We start from the raw sequence: 15,637 nt of genomic DNA on the forward strand, positions 1-15,637 counted from the left end.
CGTATAGACGAGTTAGCGAGTTGTGTGGCAAGGTGGTTGCCGTTCCCGAGAGATCGGGTTCGACCGCCGCATCTTGTATAGACGAGTAGATGGGAAGAAGCTTTGCGCACCATCCGTGTAGAGACCTCCGCCGCAACGATCCTGCTGACCGAGGCGCCCGAGCCCAAGGTCCGCGACCGGCAGACGGGCGAGATCGCCAAGGACGCCACCAGCGGAGAGGCACTGATGACGATCGGCGTCGTCTACCTGGAAGACGGCGAATCGTCGCTGATCAAGGTGACCGTTCCCGAGAGCGGAGTGTCCGAGGGGCTGACGCTCGGGGCTCCGGTCTCGCTGCCGGGTCTGGTGGCCCGGCCGTGGGAGAGCGTCTTCAACGGTCAGCAGCGTCACGGCATCGCGTTCCGCGCCGCTGCTGTGACTCCGGCCGCGTTCCCGGCCGCGACCGGGGCCGCTGCCTGATGACCGATCTGACGGCACTCCTGGAGGTGGGTGGTCCTGTCGCCGCACTCGGCGGCGGGGCCGCCTACGCCCGGGCCAAGCATCCCGGGGTGTACTGGTCCACGGTCGGCCTGCCGATATCCACGGCCCGGCTCCTCAGCTCCTACGGCTCGGTCATGGAGGCCTGCGGCCTGACCGTGGCTCCGTCCCGGCTGCGGATGCTGGCGGTCAAGGCCACCACCCGCCGTGAGGTCCGTCCCGTGCCGCCGCGTCGGGGCATCATCCGGCCCACCTCGACCGGGCTGCGGCTCCGTCTCCGGCTCGCTCCGGGGCAGGAACCGGCTGATGTCGCCGCCTCGGCGGAACGGCTGCGGCATGCCTGGGGCGTTCACGCTGTGTACGTCTCGACGGTCAAGCCGGGTGTGGTTGAGCTGCGGTTGGTCGGCTTCGATGTGCTGCGGCGGGTGCGGATGCCGCGCAAGGTGGACGCCGGGTTCCTTCAGGTGCCGGTGGCCCTGCGAGAGGACGCCATGCCGTTCATACGCGACTACCGGACCGTGCCCCACCAACTCACACTCGGCGCCACACTGTCGGGCAAGTCCATGTACCTGCGGCACCTGATCGCCGGGCTCGCCTCTCAGTCGGTCGCCCTGGTAGGGATCGACTGCAAGCGCGGTGTGGAGCTGGCGCCGTTCGCCCCCCGCCTCTCCGCGCTGGCGACCGATCCGGAGCAGGCCGCCGAGTTGCTGCCCGTGCTCGTGAAGGAAATGGAGGACCGCTACGACCTGATCAAGGCCCGGCAAGGCATTGCCCCGGACACCCCGGCCGAGGAAATCACCTCGGACGTCTGGGGACTGCCCGAGTCCGAACGTCCCGTTCCCCTCGTGCTGTTCGTGGACGAGGTGGCCGAACTCTTCCTCGTCGCCACCAGGAAGGACGAGGAACGCCGGGACGAGATGGTCACCCAGCTCATCCGCCTCGCCCAGCTCGGCCGCGCGGCCGGCATCTACCTGGAGGTCTGCGGCCAGCGCTTCGGTGCCGAGTTGGGCAAGGGCGCGACCATGCTGCGGGCCCAGTTGACCGGCCGCGTCTGCCACCGCGTCAACGACGAAGCCTCCGCGAAGATGGCGCTCGGCGACATCGCACCCGAAGCGGTCACGGCCGCCTGCGCCATTGCCCCCGAACGGCCCGGCCTCGCCGTGGCCGGTGACACCTCCGGCGGCTGGTCCCGCATCCGCACGCCGTACCTGTCCCTCGGTGACGCTGCCGAGACCTGCCGCGAGTCGGCCCACCTGGTCCCCGACCTGCCCGCGCTCAAGCCCTTCCGGCCCGACGTGCCCGTACGGCCCGTCGAGACACCGGGCCCTGCCGTGCGGCCCCGGCCCGTGACCGACTGACCCACGCCCCCACTCAACCCCGGTCGGCGTGACCGCCTCACGCCACGTCCCTACCCCTCCCATGCCCGAACCCGGAAGGAGCCGCAACATGCGCGCCCAACTGGCCCGCGTCGATGCGGTGCTCGTTCAGGCAGTCATCGCCGCCGCGCTGTCCTTCGCCCACCTCCACGATGTCGCCTCGGCGGCCGGACAGGACGGGTGGAAGGCCTGGGCCTACCCGATCAGTGTTGACCTGCTGCTCGTCGCCGCCTGGCGCCGACTGCGCTCCGGAGAGGCGAAAACGGCCGGGTGGTGCTGGTTCCTGATCGCACTCGCCGCGTCCCTCGGCGCGAACGTCGCCACCGCCGGACTGCTCGACCTGGATCACGTACCGGCCTGGCTGCGCATCCTCGTGGCGGGCTGGCCCGCGGTCGCCTTCCTCGGCGGAACCCTCCTGGTCCACTCGCCGCCGACAGCGCACGACGAGACCAGTGACGCCGTAGACCAACAGGATGCTGACGACATCGAGGACCAGGAGAACGCGCCCGATCCGGCGCCAGACCCCCCGACGCCACCGGCGGCCGACCCGGCACCGGCCCCACCGTTGGCCCCGCCTCCGGTCGCTGTCCCGGCCGCCCTAGTCGAGCACGCCCGCAAAGTCGCCGCCGACCACCGCACCCGCACCGGAACAGCCATCGACACCCCGACCCTGCGCGCCCGCCTCGGCGTCCCGCCGCCCATGGCCGAAGCCATCGCCGCCCAACTCACCTGACCAGCAAAGGGAGATCATGCCGCTCTACTGCTTCAACACGGCCGCCGACTACCTCGCAGCGGCCCGCGAGATGGCCGCCAGTGGCCGATCGGCACTCGCCCGGCTCCTCGCCGAGGAAGCCGCCGACCGCACGCCGGATCCGGAGGAAGCCGCCCGGATCCTGCGCGACTTCCCCCGCCCCAGCCCGCGACAGGAGGACTGACCATGCCCGCGCCGAAGCGCTTCCGCCACGTCAGCCGCATCGGCCCCGTCCAGGTCGGCACGTCCTACGACGGCCGCGGCCGGGAGAAGCACACCGCCGCCTGTACGGCCCCGCGCTGCGGCTTCTCCGCCGACTACGACAGCCGCGCCGCCGCCGAGCTGGCCGCCCGCACCCACCGCTGCCCCGTGCGCTGAGAGGATCCCCGACCCGTGACCGTCAGCCTTCCGCTTGTCGTCGTCCTCGGCTTCTTCGCCTGGGGAGCAGTCAGGTTCCTCGGCGTCCGCGTCTGGATCGTCGTCCTGATCGCCCTCTTCGGCTTCTGGCTCTCCCGCACCTTCCTCGCACCCGCTATCGAGTCCGGCACACGTTCCGGCGTGACCGTCATAAACGGCTCGCACGCCTAGACGAGTAGATAAGGAGCCCTGATCGTGTTCCTCCCGAAGTACCCCGACAGCCCGACCCCGCCGCCCGCGCACACCCACACCCCCGCCGAGCCGGCACCCGTACGGCGCTCGCTCCCGTCTGTCTCCGTCGATCAGAAGACCGTCGTGGCCTTGGTCGTCGGCGGGATTGTCCTTACCGCGCTCCTGGCGGCCGTCGCCGTCACGGCCATCTCCGTAGCCGTTGCCGCCGTCGTCCTGCGCTCCATGCTCCGCGACCACCACCGCCGCTGAACCACACCGGCCTCCGGGGCGGCGGCACACGACCAAGCATCTCGCCGCCCCGGGCCCAGTTCCTCCCGACCAAGCCAGAAGGGGAAACGTCATCTTCACCCGCACCACTGAGGCACCACTTACGGAACTCGCGAACCTGGCCGCGCAGGGCACGCTGCCGGGTATCCTCCGCCAGCTCTCCGGACTCGGCGGCTGCACCAACCCGATCCGCCTCGATGGCCACCGCACCGAGTACGACGTCGACACCCGCACCGGCGAGATCGGCAACGTGCTCCATCGCCTCGACTCGACCAGGCTCCCGGCCGGACAGCTCCTCGTCCGCTGCAACAACCGCCGCACGACCCGCTGCGCCGCCTGCGCCGAGGTCTACCGCTGCGACACCTTCCACCTGATCACGTCCGGACTTCGCGGCGGCAAGGGCATTCCTGAGCACGTCGCCGCCCACCCGCGCGTCTTCGCCACTTTCACCGCACCGAGCTTCGGCCCGGTCCACAACCGCCCCTCCAGCGGACGCCCCTGCCGCTGCGGTACCCACCACGACCAGGACGACGACGTACTCGGCTCCCCGCTCAACCCGGACACGTACGACTACGAAGCCGCAGTGCTCTGGAACGCCCACGCCGGTCCGCTCTGGCGGCGCTTCTCCACCTACCTGCGCCGAGAGGTCGCCAAGCGCGCCGGCCTGTCCCAGCGGCGCTTCCGCGAGCACGCCCGCGTGTCCTTCGCCAAGGTCGCCGAGTACCAGAAGCGCGGAGCCGTCCACTTCCACGCAGTGATCCGCATCGACGGCCCCAGCGGCGGCGACACCACGCCCCCTACCTGGGCAACCGCCGAACTGCTCACCGACGCTATCCGCACCGCAACAGCCAAGGTCCGCGTCGACGGCCCGGTCATCGACGGCCGCACCCACACCTTCACCTTCGGCCGCCAACTCGACGTCCGCACCATCCGCTCAGCCGACTTCAACGACGGCCAGGAACTCACTGAACGGGCCGTCGCCGCCTACATCGCCAAGTACGCCACCAAGGGTGCCGAGACCGCGACGGGAGCTCTCGACCGGCCGCTCAAGTTCGCCGCCGAACTCGCACAGCTCGACATCAGCGACCACGCCCGCCGCCTGATCCGCACCGCCTGGTTCCTCGGCGCACGCAAGGACCTCGAACACCTCCGCCTGCGCGCCTGGGCCCACATGCTCGGATTCCGCGGCCACTTCTCCACCAAGTCCCGCCGCTACTCCACCACCCTCGGCGCTCTCCGTGACGCCCGCGCCGAATGGCGCCGCGCCCAAGCCGCCGCAGCCAACGGCCCCGCGCCCGACACGACGTACGTCCTCGCGCACTGGGTCTTCGCCGGAACTGGCCTGTCCGACACCGAAGCCTGGCTTGCCGCATCCCTCGAACCCGCCCCCGGAACGGAAGGAGAACCAACCCATGGCTGAGCCCCGCATCCACGCCACCACTCCAGATCCCCACGACGATCCCGCCTTGGTCCTCCTGACAGTCGAGGAGGCAGCCCGGCGGCTCCGCATCGGCCGCACGACGTGCTTTCGGCTCGTACTGGCCGGAGAGATCGAGTCGGTGACGGTCGGGCGGCTCCGCCGCATCCCCGCTGACGCTGTACCCGCCTACGTGGCCAAGCTGCGCCACCGACCCGCCGAAGCGGCCTGAGGGGGAAGCCATGGCAGAGAAGAAGCGCACCCGGCAGCCCAACGGCGCCTCGTCGATCTACTTCGGCAAGGACGGGAAGTGGCACGGACGAGTGACCGTCGGCGTCCGTGATGACGGCAAGCCGGACCGCCGCCACATCGAGCGCAAGACGAAGGCGGAGGTGACCAAGGCCGTCCGCCAGATAGAGCGGGCGCGGGACGAGAAGAAGCTCAGGAAGCCCGGCCAGAGCTGGACGGTCCAGGCCTGGCTTGAGCACTGGGTCGAGAACATCGCCAAGCCGTACGTCTCCGAGAACACGTACGACGGCTACGAGGTCGACGTACGCGTTCACCTCGTCCCCGGCCTGGGCGCCCACAAGCTCGACCGCCTGGAGCCCGAGCACCTTGAGCGCTTCTACCGGAAGATGCAGCAATCCGGGAGCTCCGCTGGCACTGCCCACCATGCACACCGGACGATCAGGGTCGCCCTCGGCGAGGCCGTGAGGCGCGGGCACGCCGCCACCAACGTTGCGGAGATCGCCAAGGCTCCGCGCCTCGAAGAAGAGGACATCGAGCCGTACACGATCGAGGAGGTGCAGAGCGTCCTCGTCGAGGCGGCCAAGCTCCGCAACAGCGCGCGCTGGGTCGTCGCGCTGGCGCTCGGCCTCAGACAAGGGGAGGCACTCGGTCTGCACTGGGAGGACGTCGACCTCGACGCGGGATACGTCCGCATCCGCAAGAACCGTCTGCGCCCGAAGTACGCCCACGGCTGTGGCGATGATCCGTGCGGTCGGAAGGCTGGCTACTGCCCTCAGAAGCAGCAGACCCGCCGCGAGCACAAGTCCACCAAGTCACGGGCCGGACGGCGCACCATCGGCCTGCCCGACCCGCTGATCAAGATTCTCCGCCAGCACCAGGAAGCCCAGGAGCGGGAGCGGATCGCGGCTGGTGCCGACTGGAAGGGCAAGGGCTACGTGTTCGCCTCGCCGACCGGCGGGCCGCTGAGCCCCAACACCGACTTCCACACCTGGAAGCGGCTCCTGCGGGACGCTGGCGTACGAGACGGCCGTCTCCATGACGCTCGCCACACCGCCGCGACCGTGCTCCTGATCCTCGGCGTCCCGGACGTCGTGATCGACTCGATCATGGGTTGGGAGCCTGGGGGAGCGGCCCGGATGCGCGCCCGCTACATGCATGTGACGGGGACCATGCTCCGCAAGGTCGCGCAGCAAGTCGGCGACGCGCTGTGGGAGCTCCCGGAAACCGACTGAGACGGAAACTGAGACGGACAACGACGAAGGGCCCCACCGCGAACGGTGGGGCCCTTCGACATCGTGCCCGGTGAGGCACTGGCGGAGGATACGAGATTCGAACTCGTGAGGGGTTGCCCCCAACACGCTTTCCAAGCGTGCGCCCTAGGCCTCTAGGCGAATCCTCCGCTGGGAACATTACATGACCGAGAGGAGTGCTCGCGAACTCGTTCCCTGCCCCTGACATCAGGTAGCCTTGGCGCAGCCCCTCACGCGGCGCTATCTGACTGAACTCCCCCAGGGCCGGAAGGCAGCAAGGGTAGGTCGGCTCTGGCGGGTGCGTGGGGGGCGTCTGCGTTCCCGGGATGCGGTCGGGTCGGTACCTCGGGCGGGTTCCGTTGTCAGTGGGCGCCTATAACCTCGTAAGCGTGTCGTCTCTCGCTCTGTACCGCCGCTACCGCCCGGAGACCTTCGCCGAGGTCATCGGGCAGGAGCATGTCACCGACCCGTTGCAGCAGGCGCTGCGGAACAACCGGGTCAACCACGCGTACCTGTTCAGCGGGCCGCGCGGCTGTGGCAAGACGACCAGTGCGCGGATCCTGGCCAGGTGCCTGAACTGCGAGCAGGGGCCCACGCCCACGCCGTGCGGTGAGTGCCAGTCGTGTCAGGACCTCGCGCGCAACGGACCGGGTTCCATCGACGTCATCGAGATCGACGCCGCTTCCCACGGCGGTGTGGACGACGCCCGTGACCTGCGCGAGAAGGCCTTCTTCGGACCCGCCCGCAGCCGGTACAAGATCTACATCATCGACGAGGCCCATATGGTCACGTCGGCGGGCTTCAACGCACTGCTGAAGGTCGTCGAGGAGCCGCCGGAGCATCTCAAGTTCATCTTCGCGACCACCGAGCCCGAGAAGGTCATCGGGACGATCCGGTCGCGGACCCATCACTACCCCTTCCGGCTCGTCCCGCCCGGCACGCTCCGCGACTACCTCGCCGAGGTGTGCCAGAAGGAGAACAACCCGGTCGAGGAGGGTGTGCTCCCCCTCGTCGTGCGGGCCGGCGGCGGGTCCGTGCGTGACTCCATGTCGGTCATGGACCAGCTGCTCGCCGGTGCCACGGCGGACGGTGTGACATACGCCATGGCCACCGCGCTCCTCGGATACACCGACGGCTCCCTCCTCGACTCGGTCGTCGAGGCCTTCGCCACCGGAGACGGAGCCGCCGCCTTCGAGGTCGTCGACCGTGTCATCGAGGGTGGGAACGACCCCCGCCGGTTCGTTGCCGACCTGCTGGAGCGGCTGCGCGACCTGGTGATCCTCGCCGCCGTGCCGGACGCCGCGGAGAAGGGGCTCATCGACGCCCCCGCCGATGTCGTCGAGCGCATGCAGGCCCAGGCGGGCACGTTCGGTCCCGCCGAGCTGACTCGGGCCGCCGACCTCGTCAACGAGGGGCTGACCGAGATGCGCGGCGCCAACTCGCCCCGTCTCCAGCTCGAGCTGATCTGCGCCCGTGTTCTGCTTCCCGCCGCGTACGGCGACGAGCGGTCCGTCATGGCGCGTCTGGACCGGATCGAGCGCGGTGTGAACTTCTCCGCCCAGGGCCCGGCCGGCCTGCCCGCCATGGGGTACGTGCCTGGGCCTGAGGGGCATGGTGCGCCGGCCGCCGCCGCGCCGGGAGGCCCGCCCGTTCCGCCGGGTGGCGGTCCGGCCGCGGCCCGGGCGGCCGTCCGTGCTTCCGGAGCGCCGGCGGGCCAGAGTGCTTCGCCTTCTGCGCCGGGCTCACCCGCGGGACACGCCGGAGATGCTCCGGGACACGCCGGTGGTGCTCCCGGAGCCCCCGGTGCCGGTGTTCCGGGCGCTCCCGCCGACGCCCCGGCCCCCTCCGACCCCGCCACCAGCGCGGCCACCCCGGCGCCCCAGCCTGCCCAGCCGCCCCAGCCCTCCCAACCGACACCCCCTCCCGCCGCCCCGTCCGCCCCGGCACCGGGCGCCTGGCCCACCGCGGCCTCCGCGGGCAGCGGCCGTCGCCCTGGTGGCTGGCCCACCACCGCCCCGGGAACCTCTGGCGCGAGCGCCCCGGCAGCGAATGCCCCGGCCCCCGCTGCCCCGAGCACCCCCGCACCCAGCACCCCACCGTCCGCCGCACCGCAGTCACCCTCGACCCCGGCCCCGGCCCCGGCGGCTCCCGCCCCCACCGGCGGTATCGACCCCCGCCAGCTGTGGCCGAACATCCTGGAAGCCGTCAAGAACCGCCGTCGTTTCACCTGGATCCTGCTCAGCCAGAACGCCCAGGTGGCAGGGTTCGACGGCACGACCCTCCAGCTCGGGTTCGTCAACGCGGGCGCGCGTGACAACTTCCTGAGCAGCGGCAGCGAGGACGTGCTGCGGCAGGCGCTGGGCGAGCAGTTCAACGTGCAGTGGAAGATCGAGGCGGTCGTCGACCCCTCCGGCGGCTCCGCGCCCGCCCCGGCGCCGGGCGCCGGGCCCTCCGGTTTCGGCGGGGGCGGCCAGGGCGGAGGCAACGGCGGTGGCTACGGCGGCGGTGGCGGCTACACCGGCACCGGAGGCGGTGGCGACTACAACGGCGGCGGCGGCAGCGGCACCGGCGGTACGGCGACCGCCCAGCGCCCGGCCCCGGCCCGGTCGACGGCCCCGTCCGCCCCGGCCCAGGGGTCGAGCAGACCCGCCCCCGCCCCGGCCGCACCCGTTCCCCAGCCCTCCGCCCCGAAGCCACGGCACGTGTCCGTCGAGGACGACATCCCCGAGGACGACGACCCCGACCTCGACGAGTCGGCCCTCTCCGGCCAGGAGCTGATCGTCCGGGAACTGGGCGCGACGGTGGTCGAGGAGTTCTCGAACGAGTAGCCCGGCTCGAGGGAGTACCGGAGCGCCGAAGCACCGTTCGCGACCCCTGGCTTGGAGGAATCTCCAAGCCAAGATCCCTGCCCCTCTCGGAAGCCCGCACAAAGGAAACCCGGCACCTCCGGTTAGGCTGACCCACGTGAAGGTCCTCGTCATCGGCACCGGCGCCCGCGAACACGCCCTGTGCCACTCCCTGTCCCTCGACCCCGACGTCACCGCGCTGCACTGCGCCCCGGGCAACGCCGGCATCGCCGAGGTCGCCACGCTGCACCCGGTCGACGCCCTGGACGGCACGGCCGTCACCGCGCTGGCCACCAAGCTCGGCGTGGAACTCGTGGTCGTCGGCCCGGAAGCGCCGCTGGTCGCCGGTGTCGCCGACGCCGTACGCGAGGCGGGCATCCCTGTCTTCGGGCCGTCCGGTCAGGCCGCGCAGCTCGAGGGCTCCAAGGCCTTCGCCAAGGACGTCATGGCGGCGGCCGAGGTGCCCACGGCACGGTCGTACGTCTGCACCACCCCGGAAGAGGCCGCCACCGCCCTCGACGCCTTCGGCGCCCCGTACGTCGTCAAGGACGACGGGCTCGCCGCCGGCAAGGGTGTCGTCGTCACCGACGACCTCGAAGCCGCCAAGGCGCGTGCCGCCGCCTGCGAGCGCGTGGTCATCGAGGAGTTCCTGGACGGCCCCGAGGTCTCCCTGTTCGCCGTCACCGACGGCGAGACGGTCGTGCCGCTCCAGCCCGCCCAGGACTTCAAGCGCGCCCTGGACGGCGACGCGGGCCCGAACACCGGCGGCATGGGCGCGTACTCCCCGCTGCCCTGGGCCGACCCGAAGCTGGTCGACGAGGTCCTCCAGACCGTGCTGCAGCCGACCGTGGACGAGATGAAGCGCCGCGGCACGCCGTTCTCCGGTCTGCTCTACGCGGGGCTCGCGATCACCTCGCGCGGGGTCCGCGTGATCGAGTTCAACGCCCGGTTCGGGGACCCCGAGACCCAGGTGGTCCTGGCCCGGCTGAAGACGCCGCTGGCCGGTGTCCTGATGGCCGCCGCCACCGGCAACCTCGCCCACCTGGAGCCGCTGCGCTGGAGCGACGACGCGGCCGTGACGGTGGTCGTCGCTTCGCACAACTACCCGGGTCCTCCGCGCACCGGCGACCCGATCACCGGTCTCGACGAGGTCGCCGCCCAGGACGCCCCGCACGCGTACGTGCTGCACGCCGGGACCAAGCGGGCCGGTGACGCGATCGTCAGCGCGGGCGGCCGCGTCCTGTCCGTCACGGCCACCGGCCAGGACCTCACCGAGGCCCGTGACCGCGCCTACACCGCCGTCGGCCGTATCCGCCTCGACGGCTCCCAGCACCGCACGGACATCGCCGCGAAGGCGGCAGGCGCGTAACCGGCAGGCGCGTAACCGGCAGGTGCGTGACCGGCCGTTCGCGCGGCTGTTCGCCCGTCGCCCGCAAGGGGTAAACGGCCCCGATCGATGAACCTCACAGGCCCCGGATCCGTCTCAGGATCCGGGGCCTGAAGTTTTCGGTATCTGTGGGCCTGACCTTCGCTGTCCGTCATTCACCTCTCCCCAAAGCCATTCCATCGAGTGACCGATGTCCTATCCGGCTGACGGGGGGCGGGGCCCCAACTAGGGTGCCGCGCAAGCGTTCCGGCACTTGGCTCATCGGCATTGCGATGTCAGTGACGGGTGCCACAGTGGGGGAGTGAGCAAGGCAAGAGTCAGGTCAACGGGGAGGGGGTGAGGTCGGTCGTGACCGGTATGGGTGTGGAGGTGGGCGCGCAGGTCGCGCGGGCCCGTGCGCTGGTCGTGCTGCGCATCCGCAGCCGCGCGCTGGCCGTCGCCCTGCTGCCCGCCGCCGTGGCGGTGATCCTGCTCGCGGGCGCCGCCACCAGCCGTCTCGTCGGCCCAGGCTGGGACGCCGCCCGCTGGGTCGTGACGCCGCTCGCCGCGCTGGTGCTGATCGCCGCCGCAGGTGTCGCCCTGGTCATCGCCCGGGCCCGTCCGGCCATGAGCCCGACGGTTGCGATCGCCGAGGAGGCGGCTCCCGACCTGTACCGGATGGTGCGCGACCTCGCCGACCGCCTCGAAGTGCCCGCGCCCTCCGCGATAGCGCTCACCCCGGACTGCGACAGCTGGCTGGAGGACCGCACCCACCGGGCCCACGGGCCGCCCCCCGCCGCGAAGCGCGACGAGATAGCGGGCGCGGGGAGACACCCGCACCGCCGGCACCCCGTCGCGCCGGTCCTGGTCATCGGCTCCCCGTTCCTGTGGTGGATGCGGGTCGGCGAACTGCGCGCGGTCCTCGCCCCGGTCGTGGCCGGTACGGGCCCCTCGTCCCACCCGGACATAGCCGCCGCCCGGCGCTTCGTCCGGGGGCTGGACGCCGCGGTGGCCGTGGCCTCGGCGCCCCACCGCGGACCGGTGTCGCGGGGTGCGCTGGCCGGGGTCGGCTGGGCGGCCCGGTTGCTGCTGCGCGGCTGCCGCCTCCATGCCGGTGAGATGGAGCGGGGGGTGGCGGCCGCGGCCGCGGAGCGTGCACAGGCTGTGGATTACGGACTGCGGATCGTCGCCCAGGAGCAGGTGGGCCTCGCGTACGCGGGCTGGGACCGGCTGCTCACCCGGGTCGCGCTGCCCGCCTGGCGGATGGGCCGCTGGCCTTCCCGGCTGGACGCGGGTGTCGTGGCGGCGCTCACGGAGCTGTCCCGGCGCGACCGTCTGGCCGAGGGGTTCGCCTCCCGGCTCGGGGAGCGGCCCGCCTGCGACCTGCTCGAGGAGCCGGGCACGATCGACGAGGCCGCCTCCCTGCTCGCCGCCCGCCTCTTCCACGGCGTCCCCGCCGGACCAGGGCCCGACTGGTCGCCGGTGGGCTGGAGCGAGTATCCGGAGGAGGTCGTGGACCGCAAGTGGCGCATCGACGCGGCCCGCCTCCACCGCGTCCTGGACGCGATGGGCGTCCGCCCGGCCCCGGGAGGAGCCGCTTCGGACACCGGCGGCCCGACTCTGTCCCGCGTCCTCGACCACCTGACGGACCGGACCGACCAGGTGCCCTTCCCCGTCAGATCCCCGGAGCCACCCCCCGACGACGAGGAAGACCTCTCCGGCACCACCCCTCACAGCGCCGCCCTGGCCGCCGGCCTCACCGCCGAACTGGCCCGCGAGGAAGCCGCCGCGACAACCGGCCGGTCCACGGCCTCCGCCCCCTCGGCCACCTCCTCACCCGCCGGTTCCCCGGCCCACTCGGACCCCGCCCTCTGGGACGACCGGGACCTCCCCCTCTTCCCCCTCCAGCCCCCGCGCACGGCCCGTGAACTGCTCGCCGACCACCTCACCGCGATGGTCTGTTGTGCGGCGATGGACACCGCCGACGCGACACCGGGCCTGGACTGGCTGGACGGCCCGACCCTCCTGCACAACGGCGAACGCACCGCCGATCTGGCCCCCAAGGTCCTCACCCTGATCGAGGAGGGCGACCCGACCCCGCTGCGCGCCTGGCTCGCCGAGCTGGGGATACGGCCGGAGAAGCCGGTCCGGCTCGCCTGACCCGACGCCGGCCGAGCCATCCCGCCCCCGGAGCCGCAGCTTCCGCTTCTGGCCAATTCGAAACGAACAGTAACGAAGTGCGCGCGTTATGTGATGTGCTTGGACCGTTCTCGTGCATGGCAAAGGCGTGCGACATACGACAAACACATAAGCGCGCCGCTACCGCTCGGGCCGCAAGGCACCGCACACAGCGCAGACACCGCACACAGCACAGCACCGCACACAGCGCAGACGCCGCACACCGCACACACCACACGAGTACGCACCACCACGGGGGCGAAGGGGAGGGGAAGCACTCATGGGTTCGGAGCAGACCACCCGCCGCTGGGAGTCGGGAGCGCTGGCGCACGCCGTGACAGATCCCTTCGGACAGGGCCCCGTTCCGTGGCTGCGCGGCAATGCGACGTACTTCGACGACACCGGCCAGGTCGTCCCCTGGTACGTGGACCAGGAGACGCCCACCGCGTCGAAGACGGGCAGCCGTTCCGGCGGCCCCCGCGCGGCCGACGACGTCCACCGCCAGATCAAGGGCTTCACCTCGACCGGCGCGGTCGCCCCCGGCGAGGCCATCGACTTCCACATCACCGTCGACCCGCCCCAGGAGTTCGGCGTCGACATCTACCGCATCGGCCACTACGGCGGTGACGGCGCCGCGAAGATCACCACCAGTCCGCGCCTGTCCGGCATCGTGCAGCCCACGCCGCTCACCGCGGACCGTACGGTCTCCTGCCACCACTGGTGGCTGTCCTGGCGGCTCCAGATCCCGTCGTACTGGAACATCGGCGCGTACGTCGCCGTCCTCACCACCGCCGACGGCTACCGCTCCCACGTCCCCTTCACGGTCCGCCACGACCAGCCCGCCGACCTGCTGCTCGTGCTGCCCGACATCACCTGGCAGGCGTACAACCTCTACCCGGAGGACGGCCGCACCGGCGCCAGCCTCTACCACGCCTGGGACGAGAAGGGCCGGCTGCTGGGCGAGGCCGACGCGGCGACCACGGTCTCCTTCGACCGCCCCTACGCGGGCGCGGGCCTCCCCCTGCACGTCGGACACGCCTACGACTTCATCCGCTGGGCCGAGCGCTACGGCTACGACATCGCCTACGCCACCGCCGGCGACCTGCACGCGGGCCGCGTCGACCCCACCCGCTACCGCGGCCTGGTCTTCCCGGGCCACGACGAGTACTGGTCGGCCGGGATGCGCGGCGCCGTGGAACTCGCCCGCGACGCCGGCACCTCGCTGGTCTTCCTCTCCGCCAACTCCATGTACTGGCAGGTCGAGCTGGGTCCCTCCCCGTCCGGCGTGCCCGACCGCCTGCTGACCTGCCGCAAGCGCAAGGGCCCGGGCAAGCCGGTGCTGTGGCGGGAGATCGACCGGGCGGAGCAGCAGCTGATCGGCATCCAGTACGCCGGGCACGTCCCCGAGCCGCACCCGCTGATCGTGCGCAACGCCGGCCACTGGCTGTGGGAGGCGACCGGAGCGGAGGAGGGCGACGGGATCGAGGGCCTGGTGGCGGGCGAGGCCGACCGCTACTTCCCGCGCACCCCGCTGCCCGAGCACGAGGAGCGCGTGCTGCTCGCCCACTCCCCGTACACCGACAAGGAGGGTGCCACCCGCCACCAGGAGACGTCCCTCTACCGCGCGCCCTCCGGTGCCTGGGTCTTCGCATCCGGAACGTTCGCCTGGACGCCCGCCCTGGACCGCCCCGGCCACGTGGACGCCCGCGTCCAGCGCGCCACCGCGAATCTCCTGGACCGCATCTGCAAACGCGACTGACCCACTGTCCGTGATCAGGCTCGGATACGGGAGAATCGAGCCACTTAGACAGAACCACGGGGAGGAACCGTGTCCGGATTCGTAGAAAAGCCCGAGCCGCTTCAGGTTCCGGGCCTGGTGCACCTGCACACCGGCAAGGTGCGCGAGCTGTACCAGAACGAGGCGGGCGACCTCGTGATGGTCGCCAGCGACCGCATCTCGGCGTACGACTGGGTGCTGCCGACCGAGATCCCCGACAAGGGCCGCGTCCTTACGCAGCTCTCCCTGTGGTGGTTCGACCAGCTCGCCGACCTGGTCCCGAACCACGTCCTGAGCACCGAACTGCCCGCTGGCGCCCCCGCCGACTGGGAGGGGCGCACCCTGGTCTGCAAGTCCCTCCAGATGGTCCCCGTGGAGTGCGTGGCCCGCGGCTACCTCACCGGCTCGGGCCTGGTCGAGTACAACGAGACCCGCACGGTCTGCGGCCTCGCCCTCCCCGAGGGCCTGGTCGACGGCAGCGAACTGCCCGCCCCGATCTTCACCCCGGCCACCAAGGCGGAGGTCGGCGAGCACGACGAGAACGTCTCCTACGAGGAGGTCGCCCGACAGGTCGGCGCGGACACCGCGGCCCGGCTGCGCCAGGCGACCCTCGCCGTCTACTCGCGGGGCCGGGACATCGCCCGGGAGCGGGGCATCATCCTCGCGGACACCAAGTTCGAGTTCGGCTTCGACGGCGACGATCTGGTCCTCGCGGACGAGGTCCTCACCGCGGACTCCTCCCGCTTCTGGCCGGCCGACCAGTGGCAGCCGGGCCGCGCGCAGCCGTCGTACGACAAGCAGTTCGTCCGTGACTGGCTGACCTCGGCGGAGTCCGGCTGGGACAGGAAGAGCGAGCAGCCGCCGCCCGCGCTGCCGCAGCAGGTCGTCGACGCCACGCGGGCCAAGTACGTGGAGGCGTACGAGCGCCTGACCGGCACGAGCTGGACGTAGGCAGGACACGCAGAAGCCCCCCGGCCGGAACCGGGGGGCTTCTCACTGGAGCGAACGACGAGGTTCGAACTCGCGACCTCAACCTTGGCAAGGTTGCGCTCTACCAACTGAGCTACGTTCGCA

At 71.6% G+C, this 15,637-nt stretch carries 15 protein-coding genes, 2 tRNA genes and 1 other RNA gene; 16 read left to right on the forward strand and 2 right to left on the reverse strand.

The genetic code is table 11. The features are described 5' to 3' along the window. Positions 1–102: 102 nt before the first annotated feature. From ABZ016_RS19390 to ABZ016_RS19435, 10 genes are all read left to right on the forward strand, one after another. Positions 103–459 (forward strand): hypothetical protein, encoded by a 357-nt coding sequence (locus tag ABZ016_RS19390; RefSeq protein ID WP_094055939.1) that lies wholly within the window; start codon positions 103–105, stop codon positions 457–459. Beyond that, entirely contained in the window at positions 459–1,835 is a 1,377-nt protein-coding gene (locus ABZ016_RS19395; protein ID WP_356917847.1) for an FtsK/SpoIIIE domain-containing protein, read from the forward strand. The genes ABZ016_RS19390 and ABZ016_RS19395 overlap by 1 nt, the downstream gene beginning before the upstream one ends. A gap of 88 nt (positions 1,836–1,923) precedes the next feature. Next, a complete protein-coding gene (locus ABZ016_RS19400) occupies positions 1,924–2,586 on the forward strand; it encodes a DUF2637 domain-containing protein (RefSeq protein ID WP_356917848.1) in 663 nt (220 codons plus the stop codon). Between the two features lie 16 nt (positions 2,587–2,602). Then, positions 2,603–2,788, forward strand: a complete 186-nt coding sequence (locus ABZ016_RS19405; RefSeq protein WP_356917849.1) for a hypothetical protein — start codon at positions 2,603–2,605, stop codon at positions 2,786–2,788. Between the two features lie 2 nt (positions 2,789–2,790). Beyond that, positions 2,791–2,982, forward strand: coding sequence for a mobile element transfer protein (locus ABZ016_RS19410; RefSeq protein ID WP_102910782.1), 192 nt, complete (start codon positions 2,791–2,793; stop codon positions 2,980–2,982). Between the two features lie 15 nt (positions 2,983–2,997). Beyond that, positions 2,998–3,192: a hypothetical protein gene (locus ABZ016_RS19415; RefSeq protein WP_102910781.1), complete on the forward strand. Its 195-nt coding sequence runs from the start codon at positions 2,998–3,000 to the stop codon at positions 3,190–3,192. Positions 3,193–3,216: 24 nt separating this feature from the next. Next, positions 3,217–3,462, forward strand: a complete 246-nt coding sequence (locus tag ABZ016_RS19420) for a SpdD protein (RefSeq protein ID WP_356917850.1) — start codon at positions 3,217–3,219, stop codon at positions 3,460–3,462. A 136-nt stretch (positions 3,463–3,598) separates the two neighbouring features. After that, positions 3,599–4,900, forward strand: coding sequence for a replication initiator (locus tag ABZ016_RS19425; RefSeq protein WP_356917885.1), 1,302 nt, complete (start codon positions 3,599–3,601; stop codon positions 4,898–4,900). Then, positions 4,893–5,129 carry an excisionase family DNA-binding protein gene (locus tag ABZ016_RS19430; protein WP_356917851.1) on the forward strand — a complete coding sequence of 79 codons (237 nt, stop codon included), beginning with the start codon at positions 4,893–4,895 and terminating at the stop codon, positions 5,127–5,129. Before ABZ016_RS19425 ends, ABZ016_RS19430 begins: the two co-directional genes overlap by 8 nt. A gap of 10 nt (positions 5,130–5,139) precedes the next feature. After that, positions 5,140–6,378, forward strand: coding sequence for a tyrosine-type recombinase/integrase (locus tag ABZ016_RS19435; RefSeq protein ID WP_356917852.1), 1,239 nt, complete (start codon positions 5,140–5,142; stop codon positions 6,376–6,378). 79 nt (positions 6,379–6,457) lie between these two features. Here the strand turns inward: ABZ016_RS19435 and ABZ016_RS19440 are convergent. Further along, positions 6,458–6,545: transfer RNA gene (locus ABZ016_RS19440), tRNA-Ser, on the reverse strand. Positions 6,546–6,617: 72 nt separating this feature from the next. Here ABZ016_RS19440 and ffs point away from each other — a divergent pair. The 6 genes from ffs to ABZ016_RS19470 all read left to right on the forward strand — a co-directional run bounded on the left by ffs (position 6,618) and on the right by ABZ016_RS19470 (position 15,514). Continuing rightward, positions 6,618–6,714: signal recognition particle sRNA small type (gene ffs, locus ABZ016_RS19445), an RNA gene on the forward strand. A gap of 71 nt (positions 6,715–6,785) precedes the next feature. Further along, positions 6,786–9,224 (forward strand): DNA polymerase III subunit gamma and tau, encoded by a 2,439-nt coding sequence (locus tag ABZ016_RS19450; RefSeq protein ID WP_356917853.1) that lies wholly within the window; start codon positions 6,786–6,788, stop codon positions 9,222–9,224. A 136-nt stretch (positions 9,225–9,360) separates the two neighbouring features. Then, entirely contained in the window at positions 9,361–10,611 is a 1,251-nt protein-coding gene (purD, locus tag ABZ016_RS19455) for a phosphoribosylamine--glycine ligase (RefSeq protein WP_356917854.1), read from the forward strand. A gap of 375 nt (positions 10,612–10,986) precedes the next feature. Beyond that, the gene (locus tag ABZ016_RS19460; protein WP_356917886.1) at positions 10,987–12,768 is read left to right on the forward strand and encodes a hypothetical protein; all 1,782 of its coding nucleotides are present in this window, start codon (positions 10,987–10,989) and stop codon (positions 12,766–12,768) included. A gap of 298 nt (positions 12,769–13,066) precedes the next feature. Next, positions 13,067–14,545, forward strand: a complete 1,479-nt coding sequence (locus tag ABZ016_RS19465) for a N,N-dimethylformamidase beta subunit family domain-containing protein (protein ID WP_356917855.1) — start codon at positions 13,067–13,069, stop codon at positions 14,543–14,545. A 69-nt stretch (positions 14,546–14,614) separates the two neighbouring features. Next, positions 14,615–15,514, forward strand: coding sequence for a phosphoribosylaminoimidazolesuccinocarboxamide synthase (locus ABZ016_RS19470; RefSeq protein WP_356917856.1), 900 nt, complete (start codon positions 14,615–14,617; stop codon positions 15,512–15,514). A gap of 46 nt (positions 15,515–15,560) precedes the next feature. Here ABZ016_RS19470 and ABZ016_RS19475 read toward each other — a convergent pair. After that, positions 15,561–15,636, reverse strand: a tRNA-Gly gene (locus ABZ016_RS19475). Position 15,637: the final 1 nt, after the last annotated feature.

Origin of the sequence: Streptomyces sp. NPDC006372 (assembly GCF_040612515.1) — a bacterium.
GTDB lineage: Bacteria > Actinomycetota > Actinomycetes > Streptomycetales > Streptomycetaceae > Streptomyces.